Source organism: Agrobacterium larrymoorei, from assembly GCF_030819275.1.
Classification (GTDB): Bacteria; Pseudomonadota; Alphaproteobacteria; order Rhizobiales; family Rhizobiaceae; genus Agrobacterium; species Agrobacterium larrymoorei_B.
Genome location: NZ_JAUTBL010000001.1, coordinates 122,375 through 140,765, shown reverse-complemented (window position 1 = coordinate 140,765; position 18,391 = coordinate 122,375). Strand labels below are relative to the sequence as shown.

16 protein-coding genes are annotated in these 18,391 nt (G+C 58.0%); all 16 read left to right on the top strand.

Translation table 11 applies throughout. The features are described from left to right. The first annotated feature begins 2 nt into the window (after window positions 1-2). The 16 genes from QE408_RS00630 (at window position 3) to eutC (ending at window position 18,327) form a co-directional block, all read left to right on the top strand. The gene (locus tag QE408_RS00630; RefSeq protein ID WP_306927625.1) at window positions 3-1,703 is read left to right on the top strand and encodes an ABC transporter ATP-binding protein; all 1,701 of its coding nucleotides are present in this window, start codon (window positions 3-5) and stop codon (window positions 1,701-1,703) included. Between the two features lie 121 nt (window positions 1,704-1,824). After that, a complete protein-coding gene (locus QE408_RS00625; RefSeq protein WP_306927623.1) occupies window positions 1,825-3,177 on the top strand; it encodes an aspartate aminotransferase family protein in 1,353 nt (450 codons plus the stop codon). 19 nt (window positions 3,178-3,196) lie between these two features. Continuing rightward, window positions 3,197-4,624 carry an amidase gene (locus tag QE408_RS00620; protein ID WP_306927622.1) on the top strand — a complete coding sequence of 476 codons (1,428 nt, stop codon included), beginning with the start codon at window positions 3,197-3,199 and terminating at the stop codon, window positions 4,622-4,624. Window positions 4,625-4,650: 26 nt separating this feature from the next. Continuing rightward, window positions 4,651-5,763: a phosphotransferase gene (locus QE408_RS00615; protein ID WP_306927620.1), complete on the top strand. Its 1,113-nt coding sequence runs from the start codon at window positions 4,651-4,653 to the stop codon at window positions 5,761-5,763. Window positions 5,764-5,783: 20 nt separating this feature from the next. Further along, window positions 5,784-7,118 carry an aspartate aminotransferase family protein gene (locus QE408_RS00610; protein ID WP_373465473.1) on the top strand — a complete coding sequence of 445 codons (1,335 nt, stop codon included), beginning with the start codon at window positions 5,784-5,786 and terminating at the stop codon, window positions 7,116-7,118. 38 nt (window positions 7,119-7,156) lie between these two features. After that, window positions 7,157-8,395, top strand: a complete 1,239-nt coding sequence (locus QE408_RS00605) for a Zn-dependent hydrolase (protein ID WP_306927618.1) — start codon at window positions 7,157-7,159, stop codon at window positions 8,393-8,395. A 90-nt stretch (window positions 8,396-8,485) separates the two neighbouring features. Further along, entirely contained in the window at window positions 8,486-9,235 is a 750-nt protein-coding gene (locus tag QE408_RS00600; RefSeq protein ID WP_306927616.1) for a GntR family transcriptional regulator, read from the top strand. A gap of 285 nt (window positions 9,236-9,520) precedes the next feature. Then, window positions 9,521-10,429 (top strand): LysR family transcriptional regulator, encoded by a 909-nt coding sequence (locus QE408_RS00595; RefSeq protein ID WP_306927614.1) that lies wholly within the window; start codon window positions 9,521-9,523, stop codon window positions 10,427-10,429. Between the two features lie 126 nt (window positions 10,430-10,555). Continuing rightward, the gene (locus QE408_RS00590; protein ID WP_306927612.1) at window positions 10,556-11,359 is read left to right on the top strand and encodes a carbon-nitrogen hydrolase family protein; all 804 of its coding nucleotides are present in this window, start codon (window positions 10,556-10,558) and stop codon (window positions 11,357-11,359) included. Between the two features lie 14 nt (window positions 11,360-11,373). After that, window positions 11,374-12,039, top strand: a complete 666-nt coding sequence (locus QE408_RS00585; RefSeq protein ID WP_306927610.1) for an RraA family protein — start codon at window positions 11,374-11,376, stop codon at window positions 12,037-12,039. A gap of 63 nt (window positions 12,040-12,102) precedes the next feature. Then, complete coding sequence (locus QE408_RS00580; protein WP_306927607.1) at window positions 12,103-13,143, top strand: ABC transporter substrate-binding protein; 1,041 nt, start codon at window positions 12,103-12,105, stop codon at window positions 13,141-13,143. Between the two features lie 243 nt (window positions 13,144-13,386). Then, a complete protein-coding gene (locus tag QE408_RS00575) occupies window positions 13,387-14,460 on the top strand; it encodes an ABC transporter ATP-binding protein (protein WP_306927606.1) in 1,074 nt (357 codons plus the stop codon). Continuing rightward, window positions 14,457-15,335 carry an ABC transporter permease gene (locus QE408_RS00570; protein WP_306927604.1) on the top strand — a complete coding sequence of 293 codons (879 nt, stop codon included), beginning with the start codon at window positions 14,457-14,459 and terminating at the stop codon, window positions 15,333-15,335. Before QE408_RS00575 ends, QE408_RS00570 begins: the two co-directional genes overlap by 4 nt. 12 nt (window positions 15,336-15,347) lie before the next feature. Continuing rightward, window positions 15,348-16,142: an ABC transporter permease gene (locus QE408_RS00565; protein ID WP_306927601.1), complete on the top strand. Its 795-nt coding sequence runs from the start codon at window positions 15,348-15,350 to the stop codon at window positions 16,140-16,142. A gap of 8 nt (window positions 16,143-16,150) precedes the next feature. Beyond that, entirely contained in the window at window positions 16,151-17,551 is a 1,401-nt protein-coding gene (locus QE408_RS00560; RefSeq protein ID WP_306927599.1) for an ethanolamine ammonia-lyase subunit EutB, read from the top strand. Beyond that, a complete protein-coding gene (gene eutC / locus QE408_RS00555; protein ID WP_306927597.1) occupies window positions 17,551-18,327 on the top strand; it encodes an ethanolamine ammonia-lyase subunit EutC in 777 nt (258 codons plus the stop codon). Before QE408_RS00560 ends, eutC begins: the two co-directional genes overlap by 1 nt. Window positions 18,328-18,391: the final 64 nt, after the last annotated feature.

The following is an 18,391-nucleotide window of genomic DNA, read 5'->3' as shown; positions in this document are numbered from 1 at the left end:
ACATGGCAGAAACTATCGACGCCGAGACCATGACAGTTGACGAGGCTGCCGCCATTATCCATCCGGGTGCGCTGGAGAAAGAAGGGCAGGGCGAACCCGTCGTGCATATCGACAGGCTGAGTATCGCGCTGCCGGATGGCGCGGATCGACCCTATGCCGTCGATCGTGTGAGCTTCAAGCTCTTTCCCGGCGAGATGCTCTGCGTGGTGGGCGAAAGCGGCTCCGGCAAATCCATGTCCGCCAATGCGCTGATGGGGCTGTTGCCTGAGACGGTTCGTGTGGCGCAGGGCCGTATCCTGCTTGGTGCTACGGATCTGATCACCATGCCAGCGGATGCGCTTTACGCCGTTCGCGGGCGCCGGGTGGCGATGATCTTCCAAGAACCGATGTCGGCGCTCAACCCGCTGATGAAGATTTCGCCACAGATCGAGGAAGTCTTCGAGGCGCATGGTTTACTGACGCCAAAGGAGCGACGCGAAAGGGCTCTCTCACTGTTGACGGAAGTCGGGCTGCCCGATCCGCAACGAGCCGCAGAAAGCTACCCGTTCCAGCTTTCCGGCGGCCAGCGTCAGCGCGTCATGATTGCCATGGCGCTGGCGCTGGAGCCGGAAGTGCTGATCGCCGACGAGCCGACCACGGCGCTCGATGTCACGACACAGGCACAGATCCTGAAACTCATTGCCCGGCTCCAGAAAGAGCGCAACATGGCGGTGATGTTCATCACTCACGATTTTGGCGTCGTCGCCGAGATTGCTGACTATGTCAGCGTCATGCAACTCGGCCGGATTGTTGAGCAGGGTACGGCGGAAGAGGTGCTGTTCTCGCCACGGCATCCCTATACGAAAAAGCTGATCGCGGCGATCCCGCGACCCGGCGAAGGTGTGAAGCATGTCGGCAACCGGGAGCCCTTGCTTGCTGTCGAGAATTTGTCGAAAATCTATCGGATGGGTGGCGGACTGTTCTCCAAGGCGCGTGAGGTGCATGCGGTCAACAACGTGTCCTTCACGCTTGGCCGCGGGGAAACGCTGGGCATCGTCGGCGAGAGCGGATCTGGCAAGTCCTCGGTGGGGCGTTGCCTCGTGCGGTTGCAGGACCCTGATGGCGGGCGTATCCTGCTCAGCGGTCAGGACATGGCGCACTTGAAAGGCGAAGCCCTCCGGGCCATGCGCCGGCGCATTCAGATGATCTTTCAGGATCCCTATTCATCGCTCAATCCACGCGAAAAGGTCGGGCGCATCATCGCTTCAGGACCGATTGCCTATGGCGAGGACGAAAAGAAGGCGTTGGCACGCGCCGCCGAACTGATGGAGATGGTTGGTCTCGATCCGAAGGCGACGAACCGTTTCCCCCACGAATTTTCCGGAGGCCAGCGGCAGCGCATCGGCATTGCACGGGCGCTGGCACTAGAGCCTGAGATCATCATTGCCGATGAGGCCGTTTCGGCACTCGATGTTTCGATCCAGGCCCAGGTTTTGGAACTGCTGGGTCAGCTGAAGAAAGATCTCGACCTTTCCCTCGTCTTCATCACCCACGATCTGCGCGTCGCAGCAAAGATCTGCGACCGCGTGATGGTGATGCAGAAGGGTGAGGTCGTCGAAATTGGCAGCGGTAGCGCGATCTTCGATAAACCCCAGCACCCCTATACGAAAAGCCTGATCGAGGCCATTCCCGGTCGGGCGAAGGAAGCATTAATGATGGCCTAGTGGAATGAATTTGACATTTGCCCTCAAGGCTTCTGCAAGCGGCAGCAAGTGTCAAAATCAGATCGCTAGGCTCGTCGATATCAACCTGGTTGGGCAAAAGAGCCCGTTTGTGGAGCAGTACATGACAATCATGCCAAACTCTGTTGAAGCTCGCGACATGGCCTATCACATGCATCCGATGGTCAATCTTCGGAAATACGAGAAATCCGGCGGCCTCGTGATCGAAAGCGGTGACGGCATCTATGTCATCGACAATAATGGAAAACGTTACATCGAGGGGCTTGCTGGGCTTTGGTCGGTGGCGCTTGGCTTCGGCGAAAAGCGCCTTGCCGAAGTTGCCAAGGCGCAGATGGAAAAGCTGCCCTATTACCACACTTTTGCTTACAAGACCCATGGGCCTTCGGTCGATCTGGCGGAGATGTTGATCAAACTCGCTCCCGTGCCGATGTCGAAGGTGCATTTTACCTCATCGGGTTCGGAAGCCAACGACCTTGCCTGCAAGATGGTCTGGTACCGTTCCAATGCGCTTGGCAAAAAGGACAAGAAGAAAATCATCGGCCGGATCAAAGGCTATCATGGTGTCACCATCGCTTCCGGCTCAATTACGGGTCTTCCGCGCAACCATGAAAGCTTCGACCTGCCGCTTGACAGGATGATCCACACGTCATGCCCATCCTATGTGCATTTCGGATTGGAAGGTGAGAGCGAAGCTGATTTCACCAAGCGCATGCTGAAGGATCTGGAAGAGCTCATTCTGAAGGAAGGTCCGGAAACGATCGCGGCTTTCTGGGGGGAGCCAGTGATGGGCGCTGGCGGCGTGCTGGTGCCGCCGAACGGTTACTGGGCCGGTGTTCAAGACATTCTGAAGAAATACGATATTCTTCTCGTCGCTGATGAAGTCATCTGTGGTTTCGGTCGCACCGGCAAGATGTTCGCCTGCGAGACGCTCGGCATCGAGCCAGATGTTCTGGTTGTGTCAAAGCAAATCTCGTCGTCTTACATGCCGCTGTCGGCAATCATCATGAACGACCGTTTCTATCAGCCAATCGCCGATGAATCTGACCGCATTGGCGTCTTCGGTCACGGATTTACCGCGTCCGGCCATCCGGTCGCGACCGCCGTCGGTCTCGAAAACCTGAAGATCATCCAGGAACGCGACCTCGTCGGCAACGCCGCCCGGCTGGAAGGAAAGTTCTTGGGCGGACTGGCAGAACTTGCCGAACATCCGCTCGTGCATTCCTCGCGCGGCATCGGGCTGATCGGTGCGTTGGAGATCAACCCATGGGAGGACGCCAATACAGGCGACGCCGCTGCGGCGGTGGCGGCGGCGTGCCAGAACGAAGGTCTGATCATCCGCAATATCGGCGAAGCCATTTGCTTCTGCCCGCCTCTGATCATCACCGCCGAGCAGATCGACGACATGTTCGGCGCTGTCCGTCGTGCGCTCGATACGGTTCAAGCGACACGAGCCTAAAGAGAAGAGGAAAGAGATCATGGGTGTAGTGAACAGTACCGACCTCGGCGAGATGACGGCGGCGCAGCTTTCCGAACTCTTCGCCTCCGGCAAGGCATCCCCGGTGGAGGCCGCCAAGGCGTCGCTGGCGCGGATCGAGGCATTCAACCCGAGCGTCAACGCCTTCGCCTATGTCGTGCCGGAGCTGGCACTGGCGGAAGCCAAGGCATCCGAAGAGCGCTGGAAAAAGGGTGAGCCGCTTTCGCCCATCGATGGTGCGCCGACGACGATCAAGGAACTGACCCCGGTCAAGGGTATTCCGTGGCGGCGCGGATCGGCGCTTGGTGCGACCACGCCGTCCGAGAAGGAATTCCTCATCATGGAGCGCCTGCGCGGCGCTGGCGTCACTATACTGGGCACGACGACATCGCCGGAATTCGGCTGGAAGGGCGTTACCCACGGTCCTGCTTTCGGAAATACCCTGAACCCGTGGCGCACGGACCGTGCATCCGGCGGCTCGTCTGGCGGTGCAGCGGTCGCGGCTGCGCTCAACATGGGTGTCCTGCATGAGGGGTCTGACGGCGCAGGCTCCATCCGTATTCCAGCCTCTTTCTGCGGAACATTCGGTATCAAGCCGACCTATGGCTGGATCCCTTCCGATACGCCGACGCCACTGTTCGAGCTTGCGCATCGCGGTCCGCTCACACGGACCGTAGAGGACGCCGCGCTGTTCATGAACGCGACGACCGGTCCGACGCCAAAGGCAATGTATGGCTATTGCCCCAGTCCGGTTCCGAATTGGCGTGACGCTGCGAAGGCCGCGAGCGTCAAGGGCATGAAGATCGGCTACAGTCGCAATCTCGGTTATGCCGAGGTCCAGCCGGACGTGGCCGCTGCCGTTGAGCGTGCCGCTTCGCGGCTCGCCGACATGGGCGCAATTATAGAAGAGGTCGATCCAGGCTTCTCCAATCCGCAGGATGCTCTTCTTGCCCTGTGGTACGCTGCCGAGGCCCGCACCGTCGAAATGATCAATCCGACGCAAGAACAGAAGATGCTTATGGATCCGGGCTTGATCCGCATCTACGAAAAAGGTTGCACCTATACCGCCCGTGACTATGTCGCCGCCGAACAGGTCAGGGCTGACCTCAAGGTGACGATGGCGCTGTTTCATGAGACCTATGACGCGCTCATGCTGCCGACGATGCCGACGACTGCAATCGAGGCTGGCGTTGATTTCCCAGGGGGTATCGAAGGCAAGGACTGGTCCGACTGGTCGCCCTTCACCTATCCGTTCAACATGACCGGTCAACCAGCAGTCTCGGTGCCCTGCGGCTTCGATGCAGGTGGATTGCCGATCGGTCTGCAGTTTGTCGGCCCGCGCTATCGTGATGACATCGTGTTGGCACTGGCTGCGGCTTATCAATCCGCCTATCCGGAAGAGCTGATCGGCGCGCCGCGGCTCTCCTAACCTTAAGACACAGCTCGGAGGCCCAGATGGCCTCCGTGACGATTATTCAATTGCAGTATCGGGAATGGGACATGGCCTCCAAGGCACACCAAGGGACGGCAAGCGGGCTTGGCGCTGAACTGAAGACGAGCGCGACCACCGTGCTAGCGGATCAGGCAGAGCGTATCGCACGGGAGAAGTACGGGCTCGACGGGAGAGCGGAATGGCTGTGGGGCGAGAAGGACAGCAACTACCGCCTGACGCTTGCAGATGGCACGGAATATCTTCTCAAGATCCTCAACCCCGCAGAAAATCCGGCCATGACCAGTATGCACAGCCAGGCGCTTCTCCATGTGGAGGCTGCAGATCCTGGTATTCCGATCCAGCGGATCATTCGCACACGAAACGGTGAGGCGGATTTTCGCATGACGGACGATGAAGGCGGCACGCGAGGTGTGCGTATGGTTACGTTCGTTCCAGGCGTATCGCAGAAATCGCAGCCGCATTCGGCAATCCAGCGCTATCGCGTCGGCGTCTTGCTCGGTCGCATGCAAAAGGCGTTGCAAGGGTTTACCCACGAGGCCGCCGGTCATCGCATCACCTGGGACATGTCGCATGCGGCGGGGCTTCGCGAATTGCTATCCATCTTCGACAGCGAGGCACAACGGGCGCGGCTGCAACGGACCATGGACGATTTCGAAAATCTGGTTGTGCCGCGGATGGGTGCCCTGCCAGCGCAGGTCGTCCACAACGATTTCAACATGGAGAACATCCTCGTCAGTAAGGATAATCCGGACGAGATCAGTGGCATCATCGATTTCGGTGATATGGTCCACGCGCCGGTCTTGTTCGATGTCGCTGTGGGTGCCGCCTATCAGATGGGCGATGCCGAGGACCCAGTCGAGGCGATGTGCGATTTTCTGAAAGGCTATGCGACGCAGAAGACGCTTTCGGCTCACGAACTCGAACTGCTTTATCCGGCTGTCGAGACACGCATGCTGATGCGGCTTGCGATACAGGAATGGCAGGCAAGGTTATTTCCCAAATACAGGGAGCGTTATACCCGCAACAGTCCCACCGTCTGGGCGCAGTTTGCCAGGCTTGATGCAATTTCGAAGAATGACATCGTGGCGCGTCTGGCGGCGGCCTGCCGCGCTTGATCGCCAAGGGAGAGACAGAGATGAACAAGCCGGCCATAACCATGATCAATGGCTTCGATGCGTCGCGGCTCGGCAGCCTGCCAGAGCGCGAGCGGCTGATGATCGAACGCCGCCAGGCGATGCTCGGCCCGTCCTATCGACTGTTTTACGAGCATCCGCTGCATCTTGTACGCGGCGAAGGCGTCTGGCTTTATGATCCGGAGGGCAATGCCTATCTTGATGCCTACAACAATGTGCCTTCGGTCGGCCATTGCCACCCGCGCGTTGTTGCGGCGATTGCTGAACAAGCCGCAGTGTTGAACACCCACACACGCTATCTTGACGACACGATCCTCGACTATTCCCAGAGGCTGCTGGCTACGTTTCCGGAGGAGTTGAGCCGGGTCATGTATTGCTGCACCGGTAGCGAGGCGGTTGATCTGGCGATGCGGATTGCCTGCTACTATACCGGTGGCACCGGCATTATCATCACAGAAAACGCCTATCACGGCACAACGGCAACAACGGCCGCTATCTCGCCCTCGCTTGGTCCCAACATGCCGCTCGGAATGCATGTGATTACGGTACCAGCACCGGATGCCTACCGTGCGGACGGGAAGGATGTGGGCGAGACATTTGCAACGGAGATATCCAAAGCGATTGCCTTCATGCAGCGTCGCGGGATCAAGCCTGCCGCCTTTATCGCCGATAGCATCTTCTCAACCGATGGAATATTTTCAGAGCCTGTTGGTTTTCTCCAGAAAACGCTGGACGTCGTGCATGAGGCTGGCGCGCTCTACATTGCCGACGAAGTCCAGCCAGGTTTTGGCCGCACCGGCTCGCATATGTGGGGTTTCATGCGCCATGGCATCGTCCCCGACATCGCTGTCATGGGCAAGCCGATGGGCAATGGCCTGCCGATCGCCGCAGCTGTGATGAAGAGCGAGGTGCAGGAGCGTTTTGGCCAAGACATTCGCTATTTCAACACATTCGGCGCCAACCAAGTTTCGATCGCTGCGGCCAACGCAGTCCTTGACATCATTGGTGATGAAGGCCTGATGAGCAATGCGGTATCGACCGGCGACTACATGCTGGAGGGCATGCGCAAGCTCCAGCAGTCGTTCGAGTGCATCGGCGATGTACGGGGAGTCGGGCTGTTTCTCGGCCTGGAGTTCGTCAAGGATCGCGTGAGCCGCGTTCCGGATGGCGCTCGCTCGCTCGCGGTCGTCAATCGCATGCGAGAGCATCGTGTGCTGATCAGCGCGGCTGGCATCCATGGAAATACGTTGAAGATCCGTCCACCGCTGCCGTTTGGCCGCGAGCACGCCGACATCTTCCTCAAGACGCTCGAAGCAGTGCTGAACGAAACGAACTGATCGCGCATACACTTTTCCTGACCATCGGGGGATAGACCATGACCCAGTCTCCAGACATCGACACCGAGCGCCTGTGGGCCGACATCATGACGATGGGGGCAATTGGCGGCACGCAGGGTGGCGGCAGTTTTCGCCCGGCACTTTCGGATGCGGACAGGGAAGGGCGAAATCTGTTTCGCTACTGGGCGCAAGAGGCCGGTCTTGCTGTTACTGTCGATGCGATCGGCAACATGTTTGCACGGCGGGACGGGGAAGACCCGTCCTTGCCGCCGCTCATGATTGGCAGCCATCTCGACACCCAGATGCCTGGCGGCAAGTTCGACGGCGTGCTCGGCGTGCTTGCTGGTCTTGCGGTCGTGCGGGCGCTGAATGCCAAAGGCATCACGACCAGGCGGGCAATCGAGATCGCCAATTTTACCAATGAGGAGGGCGCGCGCTTTCAGCCGGGTGTCATGGGGTCAGGCATCTTTGCCGGGCTTTTGCCCCTCGATGACGCTTTGTCGCGCAGGGACGATGGCGGCGTTTGCCTCGGGGATGAGCTTTCGCGCATCGGTTATGCCGGGTCACTTCCAGTTGGCGTTCGAGCGGTACATCGATATCTGGAACTGCATATCGAGCAGGGTGCGGAGATGGAGGAGGCCGGTGCGATGATCGCCGCCGTCTCCAACAGTTCCTGGGGATGCAGCGGGTTTATCGATATCAGCGGTGAGAACGGTCATTCGCAGACGGCGCCGATGTCAAAACGGCGCAATGCGCTGGTCGCCGCCGCAAGACTTATTCTCGAAATAGAGGCGATAGGGGCGGAAAACGAGCCCGATGGAATGGTTAGCGCCACCGTGATCCGGAACTGGCCGAACAACCGTGTCAACATTCCGCACCTGACCAAGCTGTCTTATGTTGCCGTTCATGCGACGGAGGCGGGCCGGGCGGCGATCATTGACCGCATCGAGTCTGCCGCTGCGCGGATTGCGGAGGAGACCGGACTTGCGATCGACGCCACCACGTCGCATTATCGCCAACGCCTTGATCTCTCGGAGGAACTTTCCGGCCAGATTTTGGAAGCGGCGGAGCGCCTCGGCTACAAATCCATGATGCTGCCGACACTCACGGCCCATGATGCCCTTTCGATGACGCATATCTGCCCCACGGCGATCATCTTCGTGCCGTGCAAGGATGGAATTTCCCATAGCGAGAAAGAGTGGTGCGAGCCGGATCAGGTCGCGGCGGGTGCCAGGGTTCTCCTTGCAATGACGCTTGATCTCGCCAATGCAATCTGAGGCTCATGCTCCAGCGTCGTCTCGTGGCAAGAATGTGGGGCGATGTGCTAGGGTGCTGCAATACTTCGAACTGTGCAAAAGAGGGCTGTAGTGAATTCTCACGCGAAGTTGGGACTGGGCGATTTGGATGCGGTGGAGGGCGCTAACCTGCCCAAGGCGCTGTGGGCCTATAACATCATCCGCGATGCGATCATCACGATGAAACTCTTGCCCGGCGAGACGCTGAACGAGAAAGAGACCTGTGCCGAACTTGGCATTTCTCGAACGCCGATGCGGGAGGCAGTTTTGCGCCTTGCGCAGGAAGGCCTCGTCAACATCGTCCCGAGCGGCGGCACCTTCGTCAACAAGATCGTCATGCGCAAGGTGATAGAAGGGCATCTGGTCCGCTCAAGCCTCGAGATGCGCACCATCAGGCTCACGGCGCGCAGTTTCGATCCGGTCTATGAACGCGACCTCGACCTTCTGCTTTTCCGCCAGCAGGACGCCGCCAAGCGGCGAGACGTCAATGAGGCATTCAAGGTCGACAACGAATTTCACCGGCTCCTGTGCCGGATCGCCGGCTTTCCGAACGTCTGGCAGACAATCCACAATGCGACAGGCCAGCTTGATCGCGTGCGCCGTCGCGGCTTTCCCAAAATGGGCTATTTCGATGAAGTCATCGAAGAGCACGAGGCGCTCTATGCCGCACTCAAGGCCCGTGACGACGATGAAGCCGCAAGATTGCTCAAAGAGCATCTCGGAGGCATCTCTGCCGTCGTCGAGTATGTGGTTCAGACGGACGCAAACGCCATCAGCGGAAAGGACGATATCATGCTGCTCAAGGCCCTTGCAGAGATGTGACGCGTCTGAAACGCGCGTCCTCTGACACCGGCCTCATAAGACCGTTACCGCCTTACACGCTTTTGGCCACCTGTCGATGACGGCTTTGAGATTGAGCTACACGCTCGTGCTGCCGCCGACCCGGCGAATGCACGATGCATCGATGATGATTTGCCTTGCTCATGCCTGGCAACGCCCAGACTGGCCACACCAGCGCCGTTGGCAAGAAGACGGAGCATGCACTAACATTCCCCACGTTTCAGTCACGAAAAGGGGGACCGGAGACATGCGAGGACATTCCATTCCATGAACACACGATTTCTCGAAACCTTCCTTTGGGCAGCGCGTCTAAACAGCTTTTCAGCGACGGCGGAACGATTGCACACGACCCAAGCCTCTGTTTCCAATCGTATCGCCGCTCTGGAGCGCGAGCTTGGCGTTGTGCTGTTCACGCGCGATGTGCGATGTGTCAACCTGACGCCGGCTGGTCGTCTGGCGCTGCAGCATGCCGAAAAGATCGTCAATCTCACTGGCGAGTTCCGCCAGATCGTCAGCAGCCGGGAGGCTTTGAGAGGCACGGTGAGGATCGGTGCGGCAGATACGATCGTATACGCCTGGCTGCCGCTGCTCATCCGGCGAGTGAATGAACAATATCCCGGTATCAGTCTGGACCTGACCATAGACACGAGCCTGAAACTCTCTCAGCGCATTCAGAACGGTGAGGTCGATGTCGGTTTTATCATGGGTCCGATAATGGCTGCTGATATATGTAACTCCCCACTCTGTACCTTTGAATCCTGTTGGGTGGGCGCGGTCGAGTTGCCGCTACCGGAAACGGGCGTGACGCTTGAAGATATCGCGCATTTTCCGCTGCTTACCTTCTCCGCCGGATCGCAGCCCCACCAAGTTTTGCGTGCGCTTCTCGATTCCCACGGATTGTCCGATAGCCGCATCTACAATTCCAATTCGCTCTCGATCATGACGCGTTTGGTGGCGACGGCGGTCGGCGTGGGGGCGCTGCCGCGGGTGCTGGTAGAGGGTATCATCACATCAGGTGAGGCGCGGATTCTCGACATTGCGCCCCCTGTGCCCCCTCTCACCTTCCACACGGTTTATCAGGACCGTGGCGACAACGCGCTGGCGCGAGCGATCGCCGATATGGCGAGAGAGATCGTCGGTGAAACCAGCATGCCATGGATGACCGTCGCAGCTTAAATTTTGTGCTGCATTGCAAAATGATTAATCCATAAGCTTACCTTATGGGTGTTGATAGAGTTTTTCCGTTTGTCATGGGGCAAGATCCACTTCTTAATTCCCCTCGCAACATGAGAGGAGAGCAACGTGAAAGTCTCACTTGTTCAAATGAACACCCAAAATAACAAGACGGAAAATCTTGCGGTTGCTGCTGATCTGATTGAAAAAGCAGTAAAGGCCGATAGACCAGACCTCATTGTCCTTCCTGAATACTTTGCATTTCTTGGAGATAATCCGCAGGAGATGCATGAGAGCGGCGAGGAATTCCCCGGCGGCGAAATATATACGTTGCTTTCAGCGCTTGCAAAAAAGCATGCGATCACGCTCCATGCCGGCTCCATCGTGGAAAAGGAAGGCAACCGCTTTTACAACTCGACGCTGGTCTTCGGTCCCGATGGCCAGCAAATTGCACGGTATCGCAAAATTCACCTTTTCGACGTCGATACGCCGAATGGTATCAGCTATCGCGAATCCGACTCCGTCGCCCGTGGCGAGGAGGTCGTGACCTATAAGGTTGGCGACAAGACCGTTGGCTGCGGCATTTGCTACGATATCCGTTTCCCGGAGTTGTTCCGCGCTTTGAGAGACAAGGGCGCAGACGTGATCGTCCTGCCGGCCGCCTTCACGCTGATGACGGGCAAAGACCATTGGGAAGTGCTGGCTCGAGCGCGCGCTGTCGAAACCCAGACCTATTTTCTTGCTGTTGGTCAGATCGGTACCCATGCGGGCGGGAAGAAGGCCTGCTGGGGGCATTCCATGGTGATAGATCCGTGGGGTCACATCATCGCTCAGTGCTCTGACAGCGTCGGAACCGCTGGAGTGACCCTCGACTTCGACTATTCGGCCAAGGTGCGCGCTAACGTGCCGGTTGCAAACCATCACGTTCTCTGATCGGAGAAATTCACATGTTTATCGTTAATTCCATGCCGGAACAGATCAGCGCGGACGTCATCGAACTCCTGGAACAGGTCGAGGTCGCCACGATCGGTCATGTACTACACTCTGGCTTCGTCGACCCCGATATTCGGGCGGTGCTTCCTGGCAAGCGAGTGGCCGGCACCGCCGTGACGCTACGCATTCCGAATGCGGATTCGACCATGCTTCACTACCTGACGCAACTCGTCCGCCCCGGGGATATCGTCCTCATCGACCGGTGTGGTGATACCCGCCACGCCTGCTGGGGCGGTGTGATTACCAACACGATGAAGATGGCAGGCGTGAAAGCTGGCGTCATCGATGGGCCTGCAACGGACTTCTCCGAGTTTACAAAAGTGGACATGCCCATGTGGTGCCGTGGTCCGTCACCGATCACAACCAAGATTCTTGGGATGGAAGGCGCGATTAACGTTCCTATCAGCGTCGGTGGCCAGATGATCAATCCCGGCGATGCGATCCTGTGCGATGAAAGCGGCGTTGTTGCACTTCATCCGAGCCAGGCGCGCGGCATGGCGGAACGCGCTATCGGCATGCAGGAGGCCGAAATCGTGCTTCTGGAGCGGCTGCGTAACGGTGAGAAGCTCCCCGATATTTCCGGGGCCAACAAGCTTGTGCAGGCCAAGCTTACGGCGTGACACGACCATTAGGGTGGCGGACTCGTCCGCCACTTCAAAAAAACAACAGAGGAGAACAGGATAGTGAAGAAATCTATTTTTCTAGGTGGAATTCTCATGCTCGGTGCGGCTGCCTTGCCGGCACACGCCCAGCAGACCGTGACGTTCCTCGGCTATAGCGGCCTTTTTCAAGAGCGCTACACCAAAGCCGTCATCGAACCTTTCATGGCTGCCAATCCCGACATCAAGATCGAATATTTCCCTCAGCAAGGCTCTGCCGCCATGCTCGGCTCCTTGCGCGCCCAGAAGGCTGCTCCGCAGTCTGATGTCGCCTTGATGGACGTCTCCGTGGCCAAGACAGGCACGGACGAAGGCCTGTTCGACAAGATCGATGAAAGCGTGACCAAGAACGTCTCCGATCTCTACCCGAACGCCCGTTTCGAAGGCGTGGCAGGCGTTGGCGTGACGTTCGACAATCTCGTGCTCATCTACAATACCGACGCAATCAAGACGGCCCCTGACAGTTGGAACGCCCTGAAAGACAGCGCCCTCAAGGGCAAAGTCGCCATGCTCAGCGCCCCTGATATCGTCGGTATCGGCACCACGATCATCATGGATCATATGAACGGCGGTACTGATTTCATCAAGAACATCGACGCCGGCATCAAGGCCATGGGTGAAGTGGCTCCGAATATTCAGACATGGGAGCCTAAGCCGGAAATTTATCCGAATGTCGTCAACGGCCAGGTTGCGCTCGGCGTGGGCTGGAACGCCCGAAGCCAAGTGAATGCTGATGGCTCCAACGGCAAGATGAAAGTCGTTCTGCCGAAGGAGGGGACGATTCTGCAAATCAACACTCTCAACCTCGTCAAGGGTGGGCCATCGTCGGCCGCAGCGCGCAAGTTTGTGGACTATGCTCTGAGCCCTGAGGCCCAAGCGGCCTTCACCGCTGCTATGTATTATGCCCCCACCAATTCCAAGGCGCATGTTGCCCCGGAGATCATTGACCGCACCGTAGTCAAGGCTATGGATAAGGTTATCCCGGTAGATTGGATCGGTCTCTCGAAGGTTCGCGACGCGATCACGCAGGACTGGCGTCGCAAGGTTATTCCGCTTAGCCGCTAAGCTGATCTTGCCCATGTGACGCACCGAAAGATTTCCACATCCCTTTCGGGGGATGTGGGAAGGATGTAGCCTTGGTACTCCACCAAGCTGGAGCCCATCAGGGCCGATAAGCCAGAAACCTGCTGAAATCGCAGGAAATTTCGACGTGATCTCACACATAAAGAGCCAGCGCATGTCCTGTAGCCCGACGCGGTGAGGCATGGTCTGGGGAAAAGCAAAAAAAGAATGGGAACTTCAGACGTTATGCAGCCAGGATTTCTTTCGATACGTTCACTGGTCAAGCGCTATGAGAATGTGATCGCCGTGGATAATCTCAATCTGGAGATTGCGAAGGGCGAACTAGTGGCCTTTCTCGGCCCCTCCGGTTGCGGCAAGTCGACGTCATTGCGAATGATCGCCGGGCTTGCTCCTGTCACGTCAGGCTCGATCTTGATCGACGGAACGGACGTGACGAAGCTCGCACCCTACAAGCGCGACATCGGCTTGGTGTTTCAAAGCTACGCCCTGTTCCCCCACATGACGGTGCTTAAGAATGTCATGTTCGGTCTTGAAATGCGCAAGATTCCGGCCCCCGAAGCCGAGCGCCGCGCACGGGAAGCGATCGCGATGGTGCGTCTGGAAGGACGGGAGGATCGGCGTCCGGCACAGCTGTCGGGTGGCCAGCAACAGCGCGTCGCGCTGGCGCGCGCCCTCGTCATCGAACCTTCCATTCTGCTTTTCGATGAGCCCCTCTCTAACCTGGATGCCAAGCTACGCGACGAAATGCGTGCTGAAATTCGCCGTATCCAGAAACAACTCGGTATCACTTCCATTTTCGTCACGCATGATCAGGTGGAAGCCCTGAGCATGTGTGACAAGGTTGCGGTCTTGAATGGTGGAAAACTGGAACAGCTTGGCACACCACATGATCTCTACGAGCGCCCGGCTACGGCTTTCGTTGCGTCCTTCGTTGGCCGCACCAACAGGCTGGTTGGACAAGCGGTCGGCGATCACACCACAGTCGGTGACACAGTCCTGCGAACGCCGGGGTCGCACAACGGCAAGATCGAATTGATGATACGCCCCCATCGCATGGCGATGACCGTTGCCGGGGACACCATGCCGGATTTCGATGGCGCTCCGATCAACCGCATCTCTGGTGAGGTTCGCGACGTCTATTATGCTGGCGACATTCTCCATTACGAGATCGCTGCCGAGGGGCAGACCTTGTCCGTTGAGCGTGCAACATCGGGTGGTGAAACGCCTGTGGCGACTGGCGCCAGTGTCAGCCTCGTCTGGCGCGTCGAGGACACATTGGTCTTTGGAGAAAACCAATGACAGCCTCGGTCATGATCACGGCTCCAGGCAGCCGCACATCCTCGATCGTTTTTCTCGCGACGCTCCTTCTCGGGCCTATTATTGCGGTCAACGGACTGGCCTTCCTGATGCCCGTATTCAACTTGCTCCTGCTTTCCTTCCGCGAAAGCCTTGGCGGTGGCGGTCTGGGAGAGGCGTACACGTTAGACAACTGGTCGTCGACGTTGACGGATGGTTTTTATCTCGAGTTGATCGGTCAGAGCATCCTGACTAGTCTTCTTATCACGGTTCTGACACTCGTAGCCTCCTATCCAATCGCGCTCTATCTCCATCGGACGCAGGGGCGGTGGAAGACGCTGTTGCTCGTACTGGTCATCTCGCCACTTTTGACCTCGGCCGTGGTGCGCACTTACGGCTGGATTGCGATCCTGGCGGATGACGGCCTTATCAACAATATCCTCCACGCGCTGGGTGCTGAAAACGGCGTGAGACTACTGTTCAACAAGATCGGCGTTGTCATTGGTCTGACCGAGATCCTGATGCCTTATATGATCTTGGCACTGCTTGCAGGTTTTGGCAGGCTTGATCCGCGTATCGAAGAGGCGGCTGAGACGCTTGGCGCTTCCCCGTGGAAGGTGTTCTGGCGGGTCATTGTGCCGCTGACAATGCCTGGGGTCGCGCTTGGCTGCCTGCTTTCCTTCGTTCTGGCTGTCAGCTCATTCATCACGCCCAAGCTCCTTGGGGGCGGGCGGGTCTTTCTTCTGGCCACGGAGATTTATGATCAGGCTATCGTGACACTCAACTGGCCTCTTGCAGCAACGCTTTCGATGATCATTCTGGTTATTTTTGGTGCCGCCCTTGTTCTCTATTCCCGACTTCTTCGGGCTATTCTTTAAAGGAGTTCGAAAATGGAAGAACGACCTGTTCCGTTGGCGCTCAAAATCATTTCTTTCGTCATGTTCCTTTTCCTGCTGGCGCCGGTCGTGCTTGTGGTGCCGATCTCCTTTTCTGCCGACAGCTATATGGCTTTTCCGCCGTCTGGTTGGAGCTTGCGTTGGTATGTCGAGCTCATGCACAATTCGAAGATGATGAGCGCATTGGGTGTTAGCACGCTCCTTGCCAGCGTCGTGACTGTTCTCGCCATGCTTATCGCGCTTCCCGCGTCCTACGCGATCGTTCGGATGCGGGTCATCGGTGCCGATGCGTTGCTCGCCATTTTTACCGCTCCGCTGCTTCTGCCAACGATCGTTTTGGGTCTAGCGATACTGATCGTCTTCGCTGGTGCGGGCCTACTCGGTACCTTCACCGGTCTGGTGATAGCGCATCTCATCATCGTACTGCCATATGCTCTTCGGGTGCTGACCACATCTCTTTCGGGCCTACCGCTGATTTTTGACGAGGCCGCGTCAACACTGGGAGCTTCGCCACTGACGGTGTTCCGCCGGGTTACATTGCCGATGATCGCGCCGGGCGTGGTGGCAACTGCCGCACTGTCTTTTCTCGTTTCCTTCGATGAAGCGGTGATTTCGCTGTTTCTCACCGGTCCGCGCATTACGACTCTTCCCGTCGCCATGTATCAGCATGTCGAAACCCAGGCCGATCCCCTTGTCGCGGCCATCTCAGTTCTCCTAATTGTGCTCACGCTTGCCGTCGTTCTCATCGTGGACCGGACGGTGGGCCTGACGAAGACTTTCGTGAAGTAGGAGGACGGATGGCATATCGACAGATCGCCGCTGGGACGACCTATCGTTTCGACGATTTGAAAACCTTGATGGCAAAAGCGACGCCGGAAAGGTCTGGGGATCAGCTTGCCGGTATTGCCGCAGACGGACCGGTGGAAAGATTGGCAGCACAGATGGCGTTGGCCGATCTGCCGCTTTCGACTTTTCTCGAACAGGAATTGATCAGTTCCGACGAGGATGAGGTTTCGGCACTGATTGCGCGTCAGCACGATGCACAGGCCTTCGCGCCGGTGTCCTCGTTGACGGTGGGTGAATTTCGCGAATGGCTGCTCAACTCCAAGGTTGGGCAGCCGGAACTGGAAGCGGTGACCTTGGGTCTCACACCGGAGATGGTGGCGGCGGTCTCTAAGATCATGCGTCTCCAGGATCTTGTAGCGGTATCGGCGAAACGGGAAGTCGTAACTCGTTTTCGCAATACAATCGGTCTGTCCGGCCACCTGTCCTCCCGCAATCAGCCAAATCATCCGACGGATTGTTCCCGTGGCATTGCCATCTCTGCCATTGATGGGTTGCTGTTGGGCAGCGGCGATGCGGTGATCGGCGTAAACCCCGCCACGAGTGCTTTGCCGGACTATATCCGTGTCGTGCAGTTGCTTGACGATCTGCGGCAATGGCTCGATATCCCCACCCAGACCTGTTGCCTTGGGCATGTGACGACGGCAATCCGGGCGATGGAGCGCGCGGCACCCGTCGATCTGGTGTTCCAGTCGATTGCCGGATCCCAGAAAGCCAATGCAGGTTTCGGCGTCGATCTTGCCGTCCTGCGAGAAGCGCATGAGGCCGGTTTGTCGCTGAACCGCGGGACTGTCGGTAATGACCTGATGTATTTCGAAACAGGACAGGGTGCGGCGCTTTCGGCCGACGCGCATTTCGGCGTCGATCAGCAAACGATGGAGGCCCGCGCCTATGCCGTTGCGCGTGAATTCTCACCGCTTCTGGTGAATACGGTCGTTGGTTTTATCGGCCCCGAATATCTTTATAATGGCAAGCAGATCATCCGCGCCGGCCTTGAGGATCATTTCTGTGGAAAGCTGCTTGGCCTGCCGATGGGGGTCGATGTCTGCTATACCAACCACGCCGATGCAGACCAGGAAGACATGGACGTTCTCCTGACCATGCTCTGCGCCGCGAATGTGAACTTCGTCATTACAGTGCCAGGGTCAGACGATGTCATGTTGAACTACCAGACGCTTTCCCATCACGATTCAATCTATGCCCGTGAAACGCTGAAGCGGCGGCCTGCGCCGGAGTTCGAGGAGTGGCTGGTGAAGATGGGCGTGACGGACGCTGCCGGTCGCATGGTCGACAACCCAGCGCTGATGAACCGTGAGCTTCTCGAAATCGATTTTCTTGGAAGGGGCGCCGCCTGATGCATGAACGCCAGCCGTCTCTCATCTCCGATCCACCGGAACGTCTCAAGATCCTGCGCGCCGAAACGGAGGCGCGCGTTGCGCTCGGTCGCACAGGTGCGAGCCTTCCAACGCGTGCCGTCCAAACATTTCTGCTGGATCACGCACAGGCGCGTCAGGCTGTTTGGCGGCCACTGGATATAGATAGGGTGGAGCGAGACCTTCGTGCTTCTGGTGCAGATGTCGTTCTTGTTGCAAGCCGCGCCAAGGATCGTGCGGAATATCTGCGCAGACCCGATTTCGGCCGCGCCCTGTCAGACGAGGGTCGCCTGACGATCGACGGGCATGTCAAGGGCGCCGATATTGCTTTGGTGGTCGCTGACGGGCTCTCGGCAACGGCTGTGGAAACAAATGCCGTGCCGGTCGCAAAGGCGTTGCTCGAGGCGCTCGCAAGCGAAGGGTTCACGGTGGCTCCGATCATTCTTGCCACACAGGCGAGGGTCGCTCTGGCGGATGATGTGGGTGCGGCACTCGGCGCAAAGGTGGCGGTGATCCTGATCGGCGAGCGGCCAGGCCTTTCGGCGGCCGACAGTCTTGGCGCCTATGTCACATTCGGACCGGAGACTGGACTGCCAGATTCCCGACGCAACTGCATTTCCAATATTCGTGATGGTGGCGTGCCGCCTGTCGAAGCGGCAGACAAGATCATGACTCTGATCAAGGCTATGTGCCAGCAAGAGACAAGCGGCGTAACGCTGGTTGAATTCGAAAAGCCTGTGTCGGCTTTGTCCGACTAAGACACGGCAAATCTCAAGCGTAGACCCGGGCCGGTAAAAGCACCGGCACGATCTGTCGCGTCGA

What these genes read in the sequence shown, in the direction of transcription:
- QE408_RS00595 (WP_306927614.1), top strand. Translation starts at nt 9,521, where the DNA reads ATGAACACACGATTTCTCGAAACCTTCCTTTGGGCAGCGCGTCTAAAC.
- QE408_RS00605 (WP_306927618.1), top strand. Translation starts at nt 7,157, where the DNA reads ATGACCCAGTCTCCAGACATCGACACCGAGCGCCTGTGGGCCGACATC.
- eutC (WP_306927597.1), top strand. Translation starts at nt 17,551, where the DNA reads ATGCATGAACGCCAGCCGTCTCTCATCTCCGATCCACCGGAACGTCTC.
- QE408_RS00625 (WP_306927623.1), top strand. Translation starts at nt 1,825, where the DNA reads ATGACAATCATGCCAAACTCTGTTGAAGCTCGCGACATGGCCTATCAC.
- QE408_RS00585 (WP_306927610.1), top strand. Translation starts at nt 11,374, where the DNA reads ATGTTTATCGTTAATTCCATGCCGGAACAGATCAGCGCGGACGTCATC.
- QE408_RS00630 (WP_306927625.1), top strand. Translation starts at nt 3, where the DNA reads ATGGCAGAAACTATCGACGCCGAGACCATGACAGTTGACGAGGCTGCC.
- QE408_RS00615 (WP_306927620.1), top strand. Translation starts at nt 4,651, where the DNA reads ATGGCCTCCGTGACGATTATTCAATTGCAGTATCGGGAATGGGACATG.
- QE408_RS00565 (WP_306927601.1), top strand. Translation starts at nt 15,348, where the DNA reads ATGGAAGAACGACCTGTTCCGTTGGCGCTCAAAATCATTTCTTTCGTC.
- QE408_RS00570 (WP_306927604.1), top strand. Translation starts at nt 14,457, where the DNA reads ATGACAGCCTCGGTCATGATCACGGCTCCAGGCAGCCGCACATCCTCG.
- QE408_RS00560 (WP_306927599.1), top strand. Translation starts at nt 16,151, where the DNA reads ATGGCATATCGACAGATCGCCGCTGGGACGACCTATCGTTTCGACGAT.
- QE408_RS00610 (WP_373465473.1), top strand. Translation starts at nt 5,784, where the DNA reads ATGAACAAGCCGGCCATAACCATGATCAATGGCTTCGATGCGTCGCGG.
- QE408_RS00575 (WP_306927606.1), top strand. Translation starts at nt 13,387, where the DNA reads ATGCAGCCAGGATTTCTTTCGATACGTTCACTGGTCAAGCGCTATGAG.
- QE408_RS00620 (WP_306927622.1), top strand. Translation starts at nt 3,197, where the DNA reads ATGGGTGTAGTGAACAGTACCGACCTCGGCGAGATGACGGCGGCGCAG.